The 21,290-nt window shown below is 52.4% G+C and carries 17 protein-coding genes; 15 read left to right on the forward strand and 2 right to left on the reverse strand.

Going from position 1 to position 21,290, the window contains the following annotated elements:
• Positions 1-15 precede the first annotated feature (15 nt).
• Positions 16-915 (forward strand): biotin--[acetyl-CoA-carboxylase] ligase, encoded by a 900-nt coding sequence (locus tag U5L07_02260; protein ID MDZ7830556.1) that lies wholly within the window; start codon positions 16-18, stop codon positions 913-915.
• Positions 916-962: 47 nt separating this feature from the next.
• Positions 963-4,655 (forward strand): pyruvate carboxylase, encoded by a 3,693-nt coding sequence (locus U5L07_02265; protein MDZ7830557.1) that lies wholly within the window; start codon positions 963-965, stop codon positions 4,653-4,655.
• A gap of 95 nt (positions 4,656-4,750) precedes the next feature.
• On the opposite strand, the gene U5L07_02270 is transcribed toward U5L07_02265, so the two are convergent.
• Complete coding sequence (locus tag U5L07_02270; protein ID MDZ7830558.1) at positions 4,751-6,007, reverse strand: ACP S-malonyltransferase; 1,257 nt, start codon at positions 6,005-6,007, stop codon at positions 4,751-4,753.
• A 275-nt stretch (positions 6,008-6,282) separates the two neighbouring features.
• Between U5L07_02270 and U5L07_02275 the strand changes: the two genes are divergently transcribed.
• The 13 genes from U5L07_02275 to U5L07_02335 all read left to right on the forward strand — a co-directional run bounded on the left by U5L07_02275 (position 6,283) and on the right by U5L07_02335 (position 19,917).
• The gene (locus U5L07_02275) at positions 6,283-7,635 is read left to right on the forward strand and encodes a protein kinase (protein MDZ7830559.1); all 1,353 of its coding nucleotides are present in this window, start codon (positions 6,283-6,285) and stop codon (positions 7,633-7,635) included.
• Positions 7,636-7,820: 185 nt separating this feature from the next.
• On the forward strand, positions 7,821-8,312 hold the full coding sequence (gene gspG, locus U5L07_02280; GenBank protein MDZ7830560.1) for a type II secretion system major pseudopilin GspG: 492 nt from the start codon (positions 7,821-7,823) through the stop codon (positions 8,310-8,312).
• Between the two features lie 41 nt (positions 8,313-8,353).
• Entirely contained in the window at positions 8,354-8,908 is a 555-nt protein-coding gene (locus U5L07_02285) for a type II secretion system protein (GenBank protein ID MDZ7830561.1), read from the forward strand.
• Positions 8,886-9,308 (forward strand): type II secretion system minor pseudopilin GspI, encoded by a 423-nt coding sequence (gene gspI / locus U5L07_02290; protein ID MDZ7830562.1) that lies wholly within the window; start codon positions 8,886-8,888, stop codon positions 9,306-9,308. The genes U5L07_02285 and gspI overlap by 23 nt, the downstream gene beginning before the upstream one ends.
• Complete coding sequence (locus tag U5L07_02295) at positions 9,298-10,059, forward strand: prepilin-type N-terminal cleavage/methylation domain-containing protein (protein MDZ7830563.1); 762 nt, start codon at positions 9,298-9,300, stop codon at positions 10,057-10,059. Before gspI ends, U5L07_02295 begins: the two co-directional genes overlap by 11 nt.
• Positions 10,059-11,150 carry a type II secretion system protein GspK gene (locus tag U5L07_02300; protein ID MDZ7830564.1) on the forward strand — a complete coding sequence of 364 codons (1,092 nt, stop codon included), beginning with the start codon at positions 10,059-10,061 and terminating at the stop codon, positions 11,148-11,150. Before U5L07_02295 ends, U5L07_02300 begins: the two co-directional genes overlap by 1 nt.
• Before the next feature lie 107 nt (positions 11,151-11,257).
• Entirely contained in the window at positions 11,258-12,739 is a 1,482-nt protein-coding gene (gene gspL, locus U5L07_02305; protein ID MDZ7830565.1) for a type II secretion system protein GspL, read from the forward strand.
• 14 nt (positions 12,740-12,753) lie between these two features.
• A complete protein-coding gene (gene gspM / locus U5L07_02310; protein MDZ7830566.1) occupies positions 12,754-13,284 on the forward strand; it encodes a type II secretion system protein GspM in 531 nt (176 codons plus the stop codon).
• 51 nt (positions 13,285-13,335) lie between these two features.
• Positions 13,336-14,193 (forward strand): type II secretion system protein GspN, encoded by an 858-nt coding sequence (gene gspN, locus U5L07_02315; GenBank protein ID MDZ7830567.1) that lies wholly within the window; start codon positions 13,336-13,338, stop codon positions 14,191-14,193.
• A gap of 15 nt (positions 14,194-14,208) precedes the next feature.
• Positions 14,209-15,102 (forward strand): type II secretion system protein GspC, encoded by an 894-nt coding sequence (gene gspC / locus U5L07_02320; GenBank protein ID MDZ7830568.1) that lies wholly within the window; start codon positions 14,209-14,211, stop codon positions 15,100-15,102.
• 44 nt (positions 15,103-15,146) lie between these two features.
• Positions 15,147-17,168: a type II secretion system secretin GspD gene (gene gspD, locus U5L07_02325; GenBank protein ID MDZ7830569.1), complete on the forward strand. Its 2,022-nt coding sequence runs from the start codon at positions 15,147-15,149 to the stop codon at positions 17,166-17,168.
• Between the two features lie 23 nt (positions 17,169-17,191).
• Complete coding sequence (gene gspE / locus U5L07_02330; protein ID MDZ7830570.1) at positions 17,192-18,931, forward strand: type II secretion system ATPase GspE; 1,740 nt, start codon at positions 17,192-17,194, stop codon at positions 18,929-18,931.
• Between the two features lie 53 nt (positions 18,932-18,984).
• Positions 18,985-19,917, forward strand: coding sequence for a tetratricopeptide repeat protein (locus tag U5L07_02335; protein ID MDZ7830571.1), 933 nt, complete (start codon positions 18,985-18,987; stop codon positions 19,915-19,917).
• A gap of 11 nt (positions 19,918-19,928) precedes the next feature.
• Here the strand turns inward: U5L07_02335 and gspF are convergent, their stop codons facing one another.
• Positions 19,929-21,161 carry a type II secretion system inner membrane protein GspF gene (gene gspF, locus U5L07_02340; GenBank protein MDZ7830572.1) on the reverse strand — a complete coding sequence of 411 codons (1,233 nt, stop codon included), beginning with the start codon at positions 21,159-21,161 and terminating at the stop codon, positions 19,929-19,931.
• Between the last annotated feature and the right edge of the window lie 129 nt (positions 21,162-21,290).

The following is a 21,290-nucleotide window of genomic DNA, read 5'->3' on the forward strand; positions in this document are numbered from 1 at the left end:
AGTAGCAGCAACCGATTGGAATTATGGGGAAGTGGTTCGGCGGCCGGTAATCCGGCCCGGATCGCCCGTCAGCATTCCCTGTGGCAACAGGATATTCATGATTTCGGCCCGTGGACGCCGGTATCCATGGAGCCCAATCAGCTGGCAGCGGACACCATCTGGCGGTCCGCAAAAACCCATGGCGACGAAAAAGTCATTATCTGGGGACCGTGTGATTCGGCGCTGGATGTGGCCTGGGCGTTATCCCAGGGGGGATATATGGAGGCCTGGGATTCAGTGGTCGCCGTCTCCCAGGCTGCCGGAAGAGGGCAGCGGCATCGCAATTGGACATCACCGCCTGGCAATCTTTACGCGGCATGGCGCTGGCCCGGCCCGGACTCGCTATCAACTCCCGGATGGGAAGGGCTTTTGTCTCTTTTGGCCGGATACCTTCTGGCCGAGACCCTGATTGCGAAAGGGCTTTCGGTTTGGATCAAGTGGCCCAATGATCTGTTGGTCAAAGACCGAAAAGTCGGCGGCATCCTCCTTGAACAAAAACACGGGCAGACCATGGTTGGCATCGGAATTAATATTGCAGGCCATCCGCAAGCCCATGTTTTAAGAGAGGCCTTGGCCATTCCGGCCACCAGTCTATACAATGAAGGGCTGATGACAACCCCTGTTTCCTTATGGCTGGAAATGGTGGAAACCGGAAAAAGAAAATTTTATCAAATAGTTGAATCTCTTTCACCGGAGGAGTGGACGGCCGCTTTGAACCGCCGGCTGGCATGGCTTGGCAAGCGCGTGCGGGTATGTATCGGCAATCAAGCCCCCTATGAAGCCACCATTAAAGGGCTGGCCAAAGACGGCGGGCTTGAGCTGCAGGCCGGAAGCAATACCCATAAGATTTATTCGGGAACGCTTTTACCCACTTGAACTTAGAATAATAAAAACAACCTATTTTCATTTAAGGATGTGATGACATGTGCCCCAAAACATTTGAGGACATTCGGCAGGAAATTGAAGGCAAACCGATCCTGATCGCCAACCGGGGCATCCCGGCGCGCCGTATCAGCCGATCCATTTCGGAATGCCTGGAAGCAGTGGCCATTATGACGGCCACGGATGTGGACAAAACTTCGCCATCCACCTTAGGCGCGCATGAGCTGCTCCTGCTTGGAGAAGATCCCAATGCCTATCTGGATATGGATTTAATTATTAGAAGGGCCAAAGAGCGAGGAGCTATAGGCATCCATCCGGGCTGGGGGTTTATCGCGGAAAATGATAATTTCCCGGCCAAATGCGAAGCAGCCGGCATCACTTTTATCGGTCCGCCGGCTGAGCCCATGAAAATTTTGGGCAACAAGGTGTCCGTGCGCAAGGTTGCCCAGGAGTTGGGCATTCCGGTTGTTCCCGGCTCGGAAACCGCGGTCACCATCCCGGAGGCAGGGGAGGTGGCCCGTCAGATCGGTTTTCCGATTATGCTTAAAGCCGAAGGCGGCGGCGGCGGCCGGGGGATTTATGAGATTTACTCAGAGGACCAGCTTGAATCCGCTTTTAATAAAGCCTCGGTCATGGCTGAGGCCTCATTCGGCAACCCCCGCCTCTATGTGGAAAAATATTTGACCTCGGTCCGGCATATTGAAATCCAGGTGATCGCCGATCATTACGGCCATGTATTTGCCTTTGACGAGCGTGACTGCACGGTTCAGCGACGGCATCAGAAGCTCGTGGAGATCACGCCTTCGCCCTGGTCAAAAATGACGGACGGTTTAAGGGAGCGGCTGAAATCCTATGCCAAAAAGCTCATTTCCGCGGTGGGTTATTATTCTCTGGCAACAGTGGAATTTCTGATTGATGCAGACGCAAACCCCTATTTAATCGAGGTCAATACCCGGCTTCAGGTGGAGCATGGTATCACCGAATGCCGATACGGCATCGATCTGGTAGAAGAGCAGGTGGCCATCGCGTTCGGCGCAGAGCTCCGGCTCTCTGAGGCCGACACCATACCGTTTCAGCATGCCCTGCAAGTCCGCATTAACTGCGAGGATCCCCAGAACGGCTTTGCCCCGAATGCGGGCATGATTACCCGGTATGTCTCGCCCGGCGGGCAGGGCGTGCGCCTGGATTCCTGCTTATCCGAAGGTTATGAGTTTCCATCCCAGTATGATTCCGCCGCATCGCTGCTGATTTCCTACGGCAACTCATGGATCAAAACTGTCAAGCTCATGCAGAGGGCACTTCGTGAGTACATGATCGGCGGGGTAAAGACCACGATTCCGTTTCACCGCCAGATCTTAAAGCACCCGCAATTTGTGGCCGGCGAATTTGACACCCGCTTCATCGAGCAGAGCCCGGAGCTGATGTATTACACCGACCAGGAGCCTGAAGCCCTGCGCCTTTCCCGGCTGGTGGCGGAAATCTCCGCCCGCGGGTACAACCCTTTTGTGGGCTTAGGCGAATACCGGGGCATTTCGGATAAACGCCTCGGCCGGGTGGAGGTGGTGACCCCGCGGCAGAAACCGGTTCCGGAATCCTATCGCTACCCCCGCGGCGACCGGGATGCCATTCTGGACTTCGTTCGCGATTCCGATTATATTCACTTTACCGATACCACCACCCGGGATATCACTCAATCCAACAGCGGCAACCGGTTCCGCTTGGCCGAGGACCGGATGATCGGGCCGTATTTAGACGGCTGCGGCTTCTTTTCCCTGGAAAACGGGGGCGGGGCCCATTTCCATGTGGCCATGCTCGCCAATATGACTTATCCGTTCACCGAGGCCAAAGAATGGAATCAGTTCGCCCCCCATACCCTGAAGCAGATCCTTATCCGATCCACCAATGTTTTGGGGTACCGGCCGCAGTCCAGGGCCATGATGGCAAAGACCGGAGAGATGATCTGTGAGCACTATGATGTGGTGCGGTGTTTTGACTTTTTAAACCATATTGAAAACATGCGGCCGTTCGCGGAAATTGCGCTAAACTCCTCGCGCAACATTTTTGAGCCCGCCATATCCCTGTCCTACACGGACGGCTTTACCGTGGACCGGTATCTGACCGTAACTGAAGACATTCTGCGGATGGTTGCAGATATCGCCGGAGTGGATACCCGAACGGTCACCCGACGGATTATCCTGGGCCTAAAGGATATGGCAGGCGTCTGCCCGCCCCGGTTCATGCGCGAATTGGTGGGGGCTTTGCGTAAAAAATATCCGGATCTCATCCTGCATTATCACAGGCATTACACGGATGGGCTGTTTGTCCCGGCTGTGGGCGCGGCGGCCGCCGCCGGCGCGCATATCGTGGATACCGCCATAGGCGCCTCTGTCAGGTGGTACGGCCAGGGCGAGGTGCTCTCCACTGCCGCCTATATTGAGGATGAACTGGGTGTGAAAACCCATTTGAACAAGGATATGATCCGGGAATGCGGATTTCTCCTAAAGCAGATCATGCCGTACTACGATCGCTACTGCTCCCCGTACTTTCAGGGGATTGACTATGATGTGGTGGAGCACGGGATGCCGGGCGGGGCCACTTCATCTTCCCAGGAAGGGGCCATGAAACAGGGGTATATCAGACTTCTGCCCTATATGCTGCGCTTTCTGGCCGGGACCCGGAAAATTGTCCGGTATCACGACGTCACCCCCGGCTCTCAGATCACCTGGAACACCGCTTTCCTGGCGGTCACCGGCGCGTATAAGCGGGGCGGGGAGCGGCATGTGCAGCATATTCTGGATGTTCTGGAAACCGTGTTCCAGGTTCCGGAGGCGGAGCTCTCCGATGAGATCCTGTGGGACCGGTTAAAACTTTACCAGGACAGCAACGATGCTTTCCGGGATCTTTTGCTGGGCAAATACGGGAAACTCCCGCTGGGATTTCCGCCGGAATGGGTGTACCAGAGCGCGTTCGGCGCGGACTATCAATGGGCTTTGGAGAACCGGACCGAAGCCTCTCCGCTGGAGTTTATCACGGATATGGATTTTGATGCCGAATATGAGAGCCTGCGGGCGCATATCGGCCGGATGCCCACGGAAGAGGAGTTCGTCCTCTATCTCAACCATCCGGGAGATGCCATCAAAACCATTGAGTTTCAGAAAAAATACGGGGATCCCAATCAGATTCCTCTGGATGTTTGGTTTGAGGGGCTGGAGCGCAAGCAGGAGCTTCAGTTTACGGACAGTCAGGGCAAACCGCATAAAATGCAGATTCTCGATATTTCCGCGCCTCGAAAAAGCGGGGTAAGTGTTGTTCGGTATCTTTTGGACTCTGAAATATTTACCTGTCAGATCCAGGTGAAGACCCGGGAAGCAGATGATTCAGCGTCGCTCGAGATGGCTGACCCCAAGAATTCCTATCATGTGGCCTCACCCAGTAACGGGGATCTTTGGGTCATGTATGTCAGCGCCGGAGATTTTGTGAAAGCCGGTGAGGAAATATTTAATATTTCGATTATGAAACAGGAAAAAACGGTGACAGCCCCTGTGGACGGGGTGGTGAAGCGGGTGCTGAAAACCGCAAACTACAAAGAGAATAAAAAAATGGTGCCGGTCACCGAAGGTGAACTCCTGGTTGAGCTGGGTCCGGCGCCCAATATCTGCAATACCTGCCATAAACCCGTGGCAATGGAAGAATTTAATTATTGTCCGTTCTGCGGGGCCGGAGCGGCCAATTAAGTGGTACAGGGTAAAGTGTTCAGGTTTCAGGTGTCAGAAAGGAAAGTCGGTAGAGCCATTCCTGAAACCTGAACACTGAAACCTGAAACCTGACCTTAGCCATCCCAGGCGGTCAAATCCACAAAATGACCGAAGGCCGCCAATTGGGCCAGGGTCGCGGCGAGATCCCTGACCCCGGATTTTCTCCCGGAAGAGGCGTCAAGCGCGATGGCCGTATGATCGCGGCCCTTTAAAACGGACCGGACCAGACCGGTGAGCACGGCTTTCGGGCCGACCTCGATAAAGGTATCCACCCCCTCGGCATACATGGCCTCGATATCATCGATAAAATGAACCGGATTCATCAAATGCCGGCCCAGAAGCGCTTTGGCGGATGCCCCGTCCGCCGGGTAGGGCCGGCCGGTGGTGTTTGAATAAACCGGGATGGACGAATTCAAAAAGGAAATGGGCTCAAGCGTGTCTTGAAAGGGATGGGCGGCGGATTCCACCAGGCGGCTGTGAAATGCAGCGGCCACCGGCAGCTTGATGGCGCGGATATGCCGGGCCTTAAAAACTTCGGCCATTTTTTCGATATCCGCGGTAGGCCCGGAAACAACCCCCTGGTCCGGGCTGTTCCGGTTAGCCAGAACAATATCCAAACCATGTTCGGCAATCAGTTCAGGAATTTCATCAATCGGGGCTTTAACCGCCATCATCGCGCCGGGATCGCCGGCCTGCTCGCCCGCCTCAGCCATGAATCTGCCCCGGGCCACCGAAAGCTTGAAAAAATCTTCGCGGCTAATACGCCTGGCCGCATGAAGAGCCGTCAATTCCCCGTAGCTGTGTCCGCAGGTAGCATTCGGAAACACGGAAAACCGGCCCAAGGCGGAACACATGACCAGGCTGACCGCGCCGATCGCAGGCTGGGCCGCGTCTGTCTGTCGCAGCCGGTTTTCCTGAAGGTTTCTCTCCGCCTTGTCCTCAGCAGGCCCGGGAAAAATCATTCGGGATAATTTATCTTGTTGGCCAAACGCCATGTCCGCCTGCTCCAGGATCTCACCGGATTCGGGCATCCAGTTGACCAGGTCCGCCCCCATTTTCAGGTACTGACTGCCCTGACCGGGAAAGACCCACCCGAGCTTTCCGCATTTTTCGGTTTCAGCAAAATAAATCTGTTTCTCGTTCCAATGGGCCGCATGCGTGTTATCCAGATGATACCAGATGCTTTCCTTTACTGCCGGAATATCGGTTTTCGGGTCAAACACCAGGGTCAAACGGCAAGGGGCTTTTTCGGAAAACGCATTCCGGGAAAACCGCGCAGCTTTTCGAATGGCTTCGAAATCAAAGGCATTTGATTGAAAAAATTTTTCCAATTCCGCCTTTAATGCAGTCCGCGTTGGGGCTGAAAAAGCCGCCATTTCCATTGGGCAATCAGAATTTACTGAAATTTCAGGCATAAAAAATATTTCAATATAAACTTTTATAACAATAATTTATAATTTAAATTTAAGATTTTACTTAAAGTTTAGCTCTCTATTTTTCTGAAATTATATTTTAATTACATTTTTATTTTGAACCCCATGCAAGGGGTATGCTAATATCATATAAACATTGGAAATGCAAAATATTAGCTGGGTATCGACAGGCGATGAGGACTATCGGCAAGTATCAGATCAAGGGGCTTTTGGGAAAAGGCGGTATGGGGCGGGTGTATAAGGCAGTGCTGCCGGAAGTCGAAAAAATCGTCGCCTTAAAACATCTAACTCCGCATGAGCATATGCAGCAGCTGCTCGGAAAAGAGCAGATCGATAACCTGTTTTTTACCGAAGCACAGGTGCTGGCAAATATTAATCATCCCCATGTGGCAGGGCTGCTTGATTTTGACTATGATGAATCCGGCCGCCCCTTCTTTGTCATGGAATACCTGTGCATGAACCTTGGCGACCTTATCGGCGAGACCTATGATATTGAACAGCCGACCCGACTGCTGTCGCCCGAGCGGGCCACCCGGTACATGGATCAGACCCTGGCCGGTCTTGACCGCCTGCACGAAGCCGGGATTATCCATCGGGATATCAAGCCCTATAATATTCTCTTAACCGACGATGACCGGGTCAAAATCATCGATCTTGGCTTGTCGCGGCTAAGAGGCGAAGTGAAAGATCTGCCGGAAACATTTAAAATCGGGACCCCGTATTACGCCCCGCCGGAACAGGAGAGGAATCCGGATCAGGCCGATGAACGGGCGGATCTTTACAGCGCGGCGGTTATGGCCTGGCGGATGCTGACCGGCACGCTCCCGCCGGAATTCGATGAACCTGCACCCCCGTCCAGCGTCAATCCCCTGCTGGGCGATGTGTGGGATGAAGTGCTGAGCAGAGGAATTGATGCAGATCCGGCCAGGCGGTTTCAGAATTGTGCGGAAATGCGGGTGGCGATAACTGACGCCTTTGCCAAATGGCAAAAAACCATCGAACAGACCTGCCAGTGGACGCCGCCTGAATCCGCCTATCAAAAGCCCGCCGCCAGCCAGTCTCCACGTAAAGCCCCCTTAAAAGTCCGGGGGAATAGGGCGCTATCGGTTTTCGGGCTAGATGCCCGGCACCGGCCGGCCGCCCAGATGACCGGAAAGTTTCAAAAACTTGATGCCCATAGGGTGCTGGATAATGCCATGGGGCTAATCTGGCAGCCCTCCGGCAGCCCTTATCCACTGGACTGGTATAGCGCCCAGGCATATATAGATCGTTTAAATAAGAAGGATTTCGGTGGAATTGACAGATGGCGGCTGCCTACAGTGGATGAACTGCTCACCCTGCTCGAGCCGAAGACCGTGCTGGGCGACTTTTGCCAGCCACCGATTTTTGACAACCAGAAAAACCGGCTCTGGAGTTCGGACAAAAAGTCTTTTACCGCGGCCTGGTATGTACATACGGAAATGGGGTATGTGGACAGCCAGGACCGGACGTGCCGCTTTTATGTGCGGGCCGTGGCAGATGCCTGAGCCGCAGACGTTTGATGATATTGAAGTGGTTTTGCTGCGGCATGTCCTGTTTCCTTAATTATACTTATCTTGACAAAATATCAAAAATCCTTCAAACAGGAACCTGACTTCTGTATGAAAAGACTTGAACAGAGGCATCTGTTTGGGTAATAAAGCCTCATAAGCTAAATATAAATTGAGGGACTATGAAATCAAATTTCAAAACACCACTTCTTAACCCATTATCCTTAAGAACGCCCGGCCAGGTTAAAAAACAAGCTGGTTTTACGCTGATCGAGTTGATGGTGGTTATCGTTATTCTGAGCATCCTGGCGGTTTATGTGGCGCCCAAGCTTGTCGGCCGGGAAGAGCAGGCCAAGCAGGTGAAGGCCCGCGTGGACATTCAGGGCCTGGAAACCGCCTTAAAGCTCTATAAGCTTGATAACGGCCGGTATCCCACCACTGAGCAGGGCCTGGAGGCCCTGGTTAAGCCGCCGGATACCGGAAAAGCGGCGGAAAACTGGCGGAAAGGCGGCTACATTGAGAAAGGCAAAATTGCCAGTGACCCCTGGGGCAATGACTATATCTATTTAAGCCCCGGCAGCCATGGGGATTATGATATTATTTCCTATGGCGCAGACGGCGAACCCGGCGGGGAAGATGAAAACAAAGACATCAAAAGCTGGGAGATCGAATAGCGTATCCGCAGCCACTCTTTAACATTTCTTGTAAGTATCCATTGACGCACTGCATCCCATTTCGTCCCACAGCGTATCGAAATAAAAAGGGATTTACCCTTATTGAGCTGATCGTGGTGATCACCTTGATCGGTACCATGATGTTTTTCGCCGTTCCGCGCTTAAACACCAACCTCTTGTCCTCAGACAAGCGGGAGGTGTCCAAGTGGCTTGTGCTCACGGTTAAAACATTAAAGGAAAATGCGGTCAGGCAGCAGACCCGCCACATTCTTCATGTGGATTTTGATAACCATAAATTCTGGACCTCAGTGGATGCGCCGGCGTCGGCGGATATGCCGGAGATGGATGAACTGGCGGAAATGGCAGAGAGCAAACAAAATGAATTTCAGATGCCGGATGGATACCGGCTGCTTGATGTCCAATACCGGGGGGATCAGAGAGAAAGCAGCGGCGTGGCCGAGATCCGATTCTACAAAAAGGGCTATTCCGATCATGCGATGATCCATGTGGAGAATGCGGAAGCCAACCGGTTCACATATGAAATTCAACCATTTCTTCTCCAGGTGCAGATTCATGAAGATCATGTGGAATTCTGAATACTGCCCGCCGAAATCCGCCAGGGGATTTACCCTTCTGGAGGTCATGGTGGCGCTGGCCATTATCGCCATTGTACTGGTCAGCGTCCTTCGGATGCAGGGCCAGACCATTTCCATGAATGAGTCCTTTCGGTTTTATACCGTCGCCCCGCAACTGGCCGGGGCCAAAATGACGGAAATCCGCCAGGACCCGGAATCCGCTGAATTAAACAGCAGCGGCAATTTTGACGAAACGTTTTCCGGATACAGCTGGAAGGCCGCGGTTGAAGAGGTCGTAATTGAGACTGAGGAGGCCCGGGAAATGAAGCTCAACCGCGTGGATGTAATTGTTTCGTATATGGATGATGCGCATTCTTATTCCATCCGGGAATACATGCCGGCGGAGGCCGATGAACTCTAAATCCGGAATCAAAGGGCAAACCGCGGAGCGTTCGGAAAAAATCCCATTTCCCGCTCAACAGGGGTTTACCCTGCTTGAAATCCTGATCGCCATTTTCATCTTCGCCGTTGTCATGACCACCATTTATTCGGCGTTTAACGCCGTGGTATCGAAAAATGAGGCCATCAATGAGGGCCGCGGCCTCTATGAGATGACCCGCAACTGCCTGGATCGTATGGTGAGCGATTTTTCGGCGATTTACGTGGAGCAGCCCCCCCTATATGAGCCGCCGGATTTTGACGACCCGCCGGACCCCTACCGGTTTGTTTGCACGGAGGAAATGGTGGGCACGCAAAATTTTTCCCGCGTCCGGTTTGCCGGCAACGCCCATTTACCCCTGGGCAGGGATAAAAATACCGGTATAGCGGAAATTGTTTATTATGTGGACGAGCTGGAACCGCCGAAATCCGGGTATGTACTCCGCCGTAAGGACCGGGCCTATCCCTATGAGACGGAAGACCGGTTTGAAGAGACGGACGATGATCCGATCATCTGTAAAGGCATTCAGGCGTTTTCCGTAGTCTGCTACGATAATGAGGGCGAATCCCAGGCGCAGTGGGATTCTGAAGAAGATATGGGAAAATATGCCACGCCCCGCTCCGTGGAGATTCAACTGACGGTATCAAACGGCGAAACCAAATATCCGTTTAAGACCGCGGTTAGTCTGCCGGTTTACCGGGAAAAAATGGAAGAGGGGAGGCAGGGCCCTTGATGGGGAAAGCCCCAAACAGACATAATAAAGGGATTGCCCTGATCGTGACGTTGACGATTATTACGCTTCTGGTCACCATCTCCCTTGAGCTCAATCGCCAGGTGCGCAGCGCGGTGACGGATTCCGCGGCTTTCAGGGATCGCGCCACTTTGCGGCATATGATATGTTCGGGGGTTGCCATGGCGGAAACCATTCTTTCGCGGGATAAAAAGGATACGGAAGTGGACTCTGTTCAGGAGGACTGGGCGAATCCCGAAAAAATTGATGCCTATTTGTCGCAGCTCGCCTTTGATAAGGGCGAGCTATCAATCCGCATCAGCGATGAACTGAGCCGCATTCAGGTGAATTCGCTGGTGAAATTTCCCAAGGGCCGGGAGTTCAATGAGAATCAGCAGAAGCTCTGGTATCGGTTTATCACCCTGATGCTGGAGCAGCAGGAAGAATCCGAAGAAACCTTTTTCAACGAGCCGATCGAGCCGGCAGGGATCATCAATCCGGTCAAAGACTGGCTGGATTCGGAGGATGACGATGCGATTAGCGGCTTAACCGGCGCAGAGGATGACCATTACCGGGATCTTGATCCCCCCTATGCCTGCCGGAACGGCCCGATCCGCCACATCAATGAATTGCTGCGGATCAAAAACATATCGCCGGAACTCTTTTACAGTACCGAAGACGCCATGGCCGGTATTGCCCAGTTTATGACCGTCTATGGAATGGAAAAAGGCAATAACGGGTTTACCTATCCGGGAAAAATCAATATCAATACGGCTGAGATGCCGGTGATTGCCGGCATACTGCCGGCTGGCCGGGAGTTTCTCGCCCCTGAAATTGTCTCCTATCGGGAAGAAAAAGAGGGGGATGAATACCTCCATGAATTATCCGAGCCGAACTGGTACAAACAGGTGCCCGGATGCAGTGATTTGGAAATTGAATCCGATTTGATTACAACCCAGAGCGATATTTACCGTATCGAGTGCATGGGGGAACTACACGGCATGACCATGGCGGCCCGGGTCATTGTTGAACGGCAGAAAGAAAGCGAAAGCGGCCGATGGGTTTGCCGGCAGTTAAGCTGGCGCTTTTTGTAGGCGCGCGAAAATCGGTTTGACATAACGTATTGCGGCGCATAAGATAAGCGCCGATATCTTTTTCGCTTTATATTAAAATATTTGTTTTTGCTTGAAATCTTAATTATATGAGCAGACCGTATCTTTCCATAGACATCCGGGATCACGCCATATCCGCGCTTTTGGTCAAAAGCGGGTTAAGGGGCAATGTGATTGAAGGCCACGTCCATGTTCCGCTTGAAGCCGCGGGGGGAGCGGATACCCTTGAAGATAATCCCTGGTATGCGGCCATTGCCCAGGTTGTCGAAAAGCTGGATGCAAGCGGGGCGACGTGTTTAATCTCCCTGCCGCCCGCCCTGATATCCTATCGCAACCTGCGGGTGCCCTTTAAAGAAGATCGTAAAATCCGGCAGGTGTTGCCGCTCGAGATCGAGCCCTTGCTGCCGTTTCCGCTGGACGAGGTAATCCTTGATTTCCAAACCGTCCGCAAAGCCGAAGGCGCGGATCTGATCGCCGCAGCGGTTGAAAAGGAAAAGCTTAAGCCTATACTTGATGCATTGAATGCCTTTCGGCTGAGCCCCCAGATCATCATGCCGGGCGGTTTTCCTGTGGCCCAGTGCCTCGCGCGCCAGAAAAAGGAGGAGAATTTTCTGTATGTGGACATGGATGAGACGTCAACCACGCTCTTTGCGGTGGTATCCGAGCGGGTTCATCTGGTGCGGTCCATATATACCGGAAATGTCACCCAAAAACAGCGCCTGCGCACGCTTCAAACCAATATCCGGCGATTTCTGGTGGCCTTTGAAAACATTTACGGGTTTGAGTTTCAGCCCGGGGCCGCCTATTTCTCAGGCAATGGCCCGGTCCACGCGGAAGCCGTGGAAACCATCGGCACACAGCTCAATATCCGGACCGAACCGGTCCGCATGGAGGAAATCGGCGAGTTCAACTTCCAATGGGAGATGGACGGCGAGAGAGCCTTAACGGATCAGGCCAATAATCCCCTATGCCTGGTGAGCATTGATCTGTTTCGGATTTCAGCGCTTAACTTTTTTCAGGAGCGCTATGCCCTCTACCGGTATTGGGAGGAATATAAATCCGATATCGTTAAAACCGGCATTATTGCCGCACTGGTCTTGATCATCGGGATGTATGGCCTAATCTTCCAGGCCCGGCATCTGAGCCAGCAGGTCAACCGGATGGATCGCCGGATTGTCGAGATTTTTCAATCCACATTTCCGGAGGTATCGCGGATAGTGGACCCGCTTCAGCAAATGCAGGTCAAGGTTCGACAGGCCAAAGGCAGAAATGTGTTCGCCGGCAGCCTAAACGAAGAGGTTTTGAATATTGATATCCTAAACGATTTAAGCCGCCTGATCCCCTCTTCGATTGATGTTATCATTACCCGGTTCGTCAGAGGGGGCGGATCGATTTTAATCTCCGGACATACGGACACCTTTAATGCGGTGGATGATATCAAGGGCGCCTTGTCCCGTTCCGAATATTTTGATGAAATCACCATTAGTTCGGCTAACATGGACAAAGCCGCCAATCGGATCCAGTTCAAACTTAAACTGGGCATATCCGAGCCTTCAAACCTATCCGGGTAAACGGGTCTTGATCCATGATAAATATTAACTTAAACCAGCGTGAAAAAATCATTGTTTCCGGGGCTGGCCTGTTCATTGCCGCATTTGTCCTGGTCCAGCTGATTATCATGCCGGTGTTTGAAAAACGCGATGAGCTTCAGCGAAAACTTGATGCCAAACGGCAAACACTTTCCGAAATGCAGCAGCTTCGGGCCGAATATCAGGAGCTGCAGCAAAAGATCACCGCCTCCCGGACCCAGTTCGACAGACGACCGGCCAATTTTACCCTGTTCTCATTTATGGACCGGCTGGCCGGGCAAACCGGGATCAAGGAGCATGTGAGTTATATGAAGCCCTCGACCACAGTAAACGATGAGACGGGCGTGACTCTGTCCCGTGTGGAAATGGAGCTTCAGGGCATCTCCCTGAAGGATCTCACAAAATATCTTTATAATGTCGAAACATCGGAGAATATGGTGATGGTAAAACGCCTCTCCATTTCCCGGACGGGGCGGGATAGCGCTCTGATCGATGCGGTACTGCAGGCGGAAACCGTAGAGACCTGATACTAAAGGATTATTCGTGCTGGGGCATCATACAATTAAAAGAATGTTTAAATGAAAAAGTGGATCGGCTACATAGGCTACGGGCTCATCATACTGATCGCATTTTTGTATCTGCTGTTTCCGTCCCGAGAGATCCGGGACTATCTGATTCAAGAGGCGGAAAAGCGTGTCCCCGGCTTATCGGTGGGCATCGGTGCGCTTGCGCCCAGCCTGCCGCCCGGCCTTAAATTTTCCGAGCTGGATGTTTCACTTCAAAACCGACCGGTTTTTAATGCCAGTCAAATGATTGTGACGCCCCGGTACCTATCGCTTTTTGCCGCTGACAAGTCTTTTCGATTAAAAGGAGAGGTCTACCAGGGGACGCTAAGCGGCGATGCCGCCGTGGCAACTGCTTCAAAACCACAATATTCTGCGGATATTGATTTTGAAGGCATTCAGATGAATGCGATTGACCCCTTAAAAAAACTGATCCCGCATCAGGTTTTTGGCGCCGCTCAAGGGGAGATCAAATACAGCACCCAGGGCGGCCCTTGGGGCAAGGGTCATGCGGAAGTTACTGTTTCCGGATGTCGGGTGGTACTCAAGCCTTCTTTCTTCGGGATTCAGGAGTTGCCCTTGGGCAAAGTTAAGGGCGTCATTGAAGTTAAAAATCGCCAGGCTGCCATCGAAGAAATAACGATTGACGGCAACCAGATATCCGGCAATGCCCACGGTACCATAGGGCTGCGGCGCCCGCTTTCCCAAAGCACAGTTCAGCTGGAAGGCACACTCAAGCCGCATCCCTCCCTCATCAAGGAACTGGGCCGAACCGTGCCGTCACAGCTGTTATCCCAGCGCGATATTGTGGACAAGGGGATTCCGTTTCGTCTGTCCGGCACGCTTGACCGGCCGAATTTTTCGCTTCGATAGTCGCATATTAAATATATGATCAGACGCATATTTATATTAATCAATCTCGGGCTCCTTACTTTGGGTCTTTATTTCGGGGTCCAGCTCTTCTATCAGGTGGTGACCGCGGAGCTGCTGACGGTCGGCGCAGGTGCCGGAATCATCGATGGCAGCCTTTCCGCAGGCCGAACAAAGGCCCGCCATTCCCGGGGCGGCAATGCCCAGCCGGATTTTTCCGAATATCGGGCAATCGTTAACCGGGATCTGTTTAAAACCATTGAAGCCCCTGAAGCTGAGCCTGAAACCGACGCGGTTGAACTGGACAAGCTGAAACAAACCCAGTTGAACCTTAAACTATGGGGCACGGTCACCGGCACTGGAGAAAAAGCCTATGCCGTGATCGAGGATAAAAGCAAAAACCGCCAGGGGCTGTACCATAAAGGGGATGCGATCCAGAATGCGACCATTAAAATGATTCTGCGCAAAAAAGTGGTTCTGCGGGTTAGCGGCGAGGACGAAATCCTGGCTATGGAAGATGAGAAAGACCCCACGGATCGGATGGATACGGCGCGAAACAGCAGAGGCCGTGAATCCTATTCCTATGCAGGCGGTAATCGGGTGATGATTGATAGAGATGAGATCAACTCAGCGCTAAATAACATCAACCAGCTCATGCAGCAGGTCCGGGTGCGCCCCCACTTTAAAAACGGAAGACCCAATGGGTTGATTTTAACCCATATCCGCAACGATTCGATCTTCAATGAGTTGGGCCTAAAAAGCGGAGATATCGTCAAAGGCGTCAACGGCCAGGAGATCGAATCCGTGGATGATGCCTTGAAATTTTATAACAATCTGAAATCTTCCTCCTCTGTGCAGCTGCAGATCGAACGCCGGGGGCAGGAAAAAAGCATCAGCTATCAGATCAATTAATGGTCAGAACCGCCAATCATGAATGAGGAAAGTGGGCAGCAGTTATGCAGAATTTGCTAAAAATGGCATTCGTTATCGGGTGCGTTGGGCTTATTTCCTTTTTTTCGGTTTCTTTAGATGCATATGCACAGAATGGTGAAAATGCCGCGGCTTCGCAGGCCAGCTCTGAAGCCCCCGCATCGGGCCGGTATGTATCCATTGACTTTAATGACGTGGATATCGAGGTGTTTATCAAGTTCATCAGTGAACTGACCGGCAGGAATTTCGTGATCGATCAGCGGGTCAAAGGCAAAGTCACCATTATTTCGCCGACCAAAATTTCGGTGGATGAGGCCTACAAAGTATTTGAATCGGTTTTGGAGGTCCACGGCTATACCACCGTGGATGCCGGCGAGGTCACCAAAATCATTCCATCCCCCTATGCACGGACCATGAATATTGAAACCCGCCTGAAAGAGGAGATGGACTCGCCCGAGGATAAAATCGTCACCCAGCTGATCCATCTCCGATACGCCGATCCTAATGACGTTAAGCAGCTGTGTGCCCCCCTGGTATCCAAAAGCAGCGTCGTGCTATCCTATGAGCCGACCAACATGCTGATCATCACCGACGTGTATTCCAATATTACCCGGCTCATGAAAATTATTGAGGCCATTGATGTCACCGGCATTGGCAAGGAGATCTCAGTGATTCCGGTCGAGCATGCGGATGCCCAGGAGCTGGTCAAAATCATTGATTCGGTCTTTAATGAACAGCGCCGTCAGCGCAAGCGGCCGGAGCAGACCATCAATCTGGTGGCTGACCAGCGCACCAACATAATTGTGGTGATGGCCAGTGAGGGGGATACCGACCAGGTGAAAAAACTGATCGGCATGCTGGATAAAAAAATGCCCAAAGGCAAGGAGCGGATCCATGTGGTCTATCTCCAGCACGCCAAAGCCGAGGAGTTGGCACAGGTACTTCAGGAACTCCCCTCAAAATCCGGGGGAGAGGCGGAGCCGGGTAAAAAGGTAGCCCCGATCGTCTCCCAGAATATCCAGATTTCAGCGGATAAAGCGACCAACAGTCTGATTATCCGGGCAGAGAAAGATGATTACCAGACCCTCAAGAATATCATTGATCAACTGGATATCCAGCGATCCATGGTTTATATCGAAGTGCTGATCATGGAAATCAACAAAGAGAAGTCTTTGAATATGGGTACTGAGTGGATTGTCGGCGGTGAAGCCGCTCATCAGGATAAGGAGGGTGTCTATGGCGGCGGCTTTACAGGGGGGGCGGCCATTGGCGGAGATCCTGGATATTTGTCCACCACTGCCGCCGCCACCGGTACTGCCTCCGCGGCATCAGCTCTGCCCCCGGGCTTTTCTTTGGGGGTGTTCGGGGAAAACATTACCGTCGGGGATGTATCGTTTCCCACCATCCAGGGAATTATCCAGCTTTATAGAAAAGATAAGGATGTCAATATCCTCCAGACCCCCCAGTTGTTGACCACCGACAATGAAACCGCCAAAATCACGGTGGGTAAAAACGTGCCCTTTCTGACCAAATCCGCCTCCGGGGACACCAATTTCAATAATTTTGAATACAAGGATGTGGGCATCAGCCTGGAAATTACGCCCCAGATAAACAAAAACCGGCAAATCCGGCTTGAGATTTTAGAGGAGGTGAACACCCTTGAATCCACGACCGCCACGTTTCAGCCGACGACACTGAAACGGACCATTGAAACCACCGTCGTGGTGGATGATAAAAATACCGTGGTCCTGGGCGGCTTAATCGATGAAAGCCTGTCCTCCACCGAATACAAGATGCCCTGTCTGGGCAGCATTCCAGTGATTGGCTGGCTGTTTAAGTCCATGGGCAAGGGGAATCAAGAAACCAACCTGTTTGTTTTTCTCACTCCGCACGTGGTGCAGGGCGCCGAGGATGCAAAAACCATTTATGACAGCAAGAAAAAGCATATTGAAGATAAAGTTGAAGAAGGCAAAATAAAGCTCTATGATGAGCGCATCAACCCCTTTGCACCGGAGCAACTCCAACGCAAGCCGGAAAATGCTGAATAGACCATTTAAAAAAAATAACGCCAATGATCGCAAGTCGTTTAACAGAAATTCTGCAAAAAGATTTCGGCGTCTCTGAAGCCTCCATTGAGGAGCTGCAGGCAGAGCCGACCGCAACCCCGGCTGAGACGCTGATTAAAAAGCAGGTGGTCTCGGAGCCCCAGCTCCTGGAGGCCTACAGCAAGCTCTATGATATCCCGTACGTGCCACACCTCCCGGTTGAAGAGTTCAACATGGAGTTTGCCCGCAAGGTGTCCATTCAGTTTTTAAAAAAATTCACCCTTATTCCCCTGGCCTGCCAGAGCCCCTTGACCGGTCTGGGCATTGATGCCGCTTCGGATGAAGCTTTGGACGAGCAGCCGACAACCGTTATCGCCATCAATGATCCGACGGCCTTTCAGCCGGTGGATGACCTGGTCCGGATTCTTGAGCTGGACAACTATCAGCTGGTCTTAACCGCCCGGGATACCATATTGTCGCTGATCAACATGGCCTATGACAGCAGCCGGGATACCGCGCAGCAGCTGGTGGCGGATATGGAGGAAAACGGTGCGGAAATCATCAGTGAAATCGAAGAGACCGCGGATCTCCTGGATGATACAAGTGATGCCCCGATTATCAAGCTGGTCAACCACATCATATCCCAGTCCGTTAAAATGGGGGCCAGCGATATCCACATCGAGCCCTATCAGAATACCTTCAAGGTCCGCTACCGGGTTGACGGCGTGCTTTATGATTTCCTTTCCCCGCCCAAATGGATGCAGTCCGCGCTGCTTTCGAGAATCAAGGTGATGTCCAAAATGAACATCGCCGAAAAGCGGCTGCCCCAGGACGGCAGGTTTGAGGTAAAGATCGGGGATCAGGACATTGATATCCGGGTCTCCAGTATTCCCATCACCCACGGGGAACGGATCGTGCTGCGGCTGCTCAATAAATCCAGCGCCCTGCTGAAACTGCCGGAACTTGGATTGGACCAGGAGAAGTTGGACCAGGTCAAACGCATGCTCCGTTATTCACATGGGATTATCCTGGTCACCGGCCCAACGGGAAGCGGCAAAACCACCACGCTGTATGCGGTCCTGTCCCGGATCAACTCCCCGGACATCAATATCATTACCATTGAGGATCCGGTGGAATACCAGTTAAAGGGCGTGGGGCAAATTCAGGTGAATCCGAAAATCGATCTCACCTTTGCCCGGGGGCTTCGCTCCATTGTCCGGCAGGACCCGGATGTCATACTCATCGGGGAGATGCGGGATCTGGAAACCGCGGAAATCGGCGTACAGTCCGCATTAACCGGCCATCTGGTCTTTTCCACCCTTCATACCAACGACTCTGCCAGTGCCATCACCCGACTGGTGGATCTTGGGGTTGAGCCGTTTCTGATATCCTCCTCGGTTATTGCGGTCATTGCCCAGCGCCTGGTCCGCGTGCTCTGCAATGAGTGCAAAGAAGCGTATACAGCGGATGAGGCCACCATTAAAGAGATGGGGCTTAACCCGGATCAGCCGGAAGATTTGGTCTTATACCGGGCCAGCGCCTGTTCCAAGTGCTTTCACAGCGGCTATAAAGGCCGGGTGGGGATCTATGAGATCATGGAGCTTAAAAGCTCCCTGCAGAACCTGATACTCAAAAATTATGATTCCCATCAGATTAAACGAGAGGCCGTCAACCAGGGGATGACAACGCTTTTCCAGGACGGCATCCGAAAAGTGCTAAGCGGGGTGACCACCATCGAAGAAGTGCTGCGCGTGACCCAGAACTGATGGTTTAATCCGAATTGGCCGCTCAAAAAAACCCATACCCGCCGCGTCTGCTCATGGCATTGATTGTCACAGTGGCGCTAATCCTTTGCGGACACAGCGACTTATGGGCAAACGCGAACCAGTCAGAAAAGCTGCGACCGCTTCCCGGTGCAGACGCCTTGTTTGACTATGCCTGGTTTAATTTTGAAAACAAGGATTATGAAACTGCCATCATCGAATTGAAGCGGTTCCTTTATTTTTATCCGAACGATCCCCGGGCGGCCAGAGCTTCTTATCATCTTGGCATCTCTTATCTCCGTCTTAAAAAATATGACCAGGCGGTCAATGCTTTCCAGAAAACGATTGAAACTTACCCGGACGATGAATTTGCCATTGAATCCAGATTTCAGATCAGCCGCTGCCAGCTGCAGATGAATAATCCGGATGAAGGTGCCGGCGGGTTGATCAATTTGATTAAAGAAACAGACCAGCCGGCGGTTAAAGACCGGGCCCGCTACAGGCTTGGCTGGATTGCAATTGAAACCGGCCGGATCGGCCAGGCCAGCACCTGGTTTAATCGTATATCCCCAAACCGCCAAACCGACTATCAAGTGGCTGAGCTTCAAAAAGACATGGCGCGGATTAAAGACCTGCCGCAAAAGCGCCCCTTTCTGGCCGGTCTCTTCTCGGTTATCCCGGGCGGGGGGTATCTGTACACCGGCCGGTATCAGGATGCGGCGGTGGCGTTTGTGGTAAACGCGGCGCTAATGGGGGCGGCGTATGAAAGCTTTGACAATGATTTGGAGGTGCTTGGCGGGCTGCTTGCCCTGATTGACGCCGGGTTTTACGCAGGCAGCATTTATGGGGGGATCTCAAGCGCCCATAAATTTAACCGATCCGCTTACAATCAGTATATAGAGAATTTGAAAGAAACCCATCAGGGCGGGGCTTTCTCAGCTATACCCGCGAGATCCGGCATAAAGATCGCCTTCACCTGGCGATTTTAGAGAGTTGCTGCCTATCGGACCAATTGATTCATTTCAAAAATCGGCAGGCAGATGGACAACACGATGAACCCGACGATTACGCCCATGACCAGAATAATGGCCGGTTCAAGCAGTGAGGTGAGGCTTAGGATCGTGTTTTCCACCTCGCTTTCATAAATATCCGCCACTTTCCCCAGCATGTTTTCCATCTCCCCGCTTTGCTCGCCCACCTGAACCATTTGGATGGAAATATGCGGAAAAATGTTTGAGGCAGCCAGCGCCCGGGCCAGGCTGTTGCCTTTTTCCACCTCATTGGCCGCATACTCTATGGTATCTGCGACCAGGCGGTTGCCCACCACATTTTTAACAATTTTTAAAGCAACAAGAAGCGATACCCCGTTATCCAAGAGCGTGCCCAGGGTGCGGGAGAACCGGCCCACTGCCAGCTTGCGGACCAGATTGCCGATGCCCGGGAGTTTAAGAATGAATTGATCCATGCGGTATTTACCGGCATCGGTTTTCTTAATCTGCTTAAAACCCGCAAAGACGACGATCACCCCGAGCAGCACGATCCACCAGCCGGTTTTCATGAATTCGCTGGCGGCTATCAAAAACCGGGTGGGCGCCGGCAGGGTTTGCCCCATATCGGTAAAGATGGCTGTGATGCTCGGCACAATATAGGTTAACAGCACAAACAGCACGATCACGCCGATAATAAACATCAGTATCGGGTAGGCCATGGCCGAGCGGATGCGGTTGGTCAAGGCCTGCTGCCGCTCGCTGATATCGGCCAGCCGCTGAAGCACCAGTTCCAGGGTACCCGAGGATTCACCGGATTTAACCATATTGATGTATATGGGTGAAAACGTATCCGGATAGAGGGCGAGGGCCTCGGCAAAACTGCTGCCTTCCTCGATGGCATCCTTTATCTGGGACAGGATCCGCTTAAAGGCGTTGGAAGAGGCCTGCGGGATCAGGGTGTAGATGGCTGAAACCAGCGGGAAGCCGGCGCCCAGAAGAGTCGCCAGCTGCCGGGTCATCATGGCCAATTCCGCGGGCTTCACCCGGGCGGAGAGCGGCTTGGTCAGAAAGGCGGAAAGCCGGCTTTCCCTTTTAACCTCCCGCTCATAGACCTCTTTAATCGAGATCGGATAGATATTTGCCGAGCGCAGCTTTTGCCGCGCCGCTGCCGTGCTGTCGGCATCAATGATATCCGAGACGCTTTTGCCCTTGATGTTTAATGCGGTGTATTCGTAAATCGGCATAAAAAATCTTAAAAATGCTTTGGATATGGTTTCGCCTCTCTGCCGGCAGGCCTTAGGTGATGATTTTCAGGTAATGGCGAACGCCGGGCCGAAAAGGCTGTCTCTGTTTTTAAATGCTACACTATAAAG

The sequence above is a fragment of the Desulfobacterales bacterium genome (assembly GCA_034520365.1).
Classification (GTDB): Bacteria; Desulfobacterota; Desulfobacteria; order Desulfobacterales; family Desulfosalsimonadaceae; genus M55B175.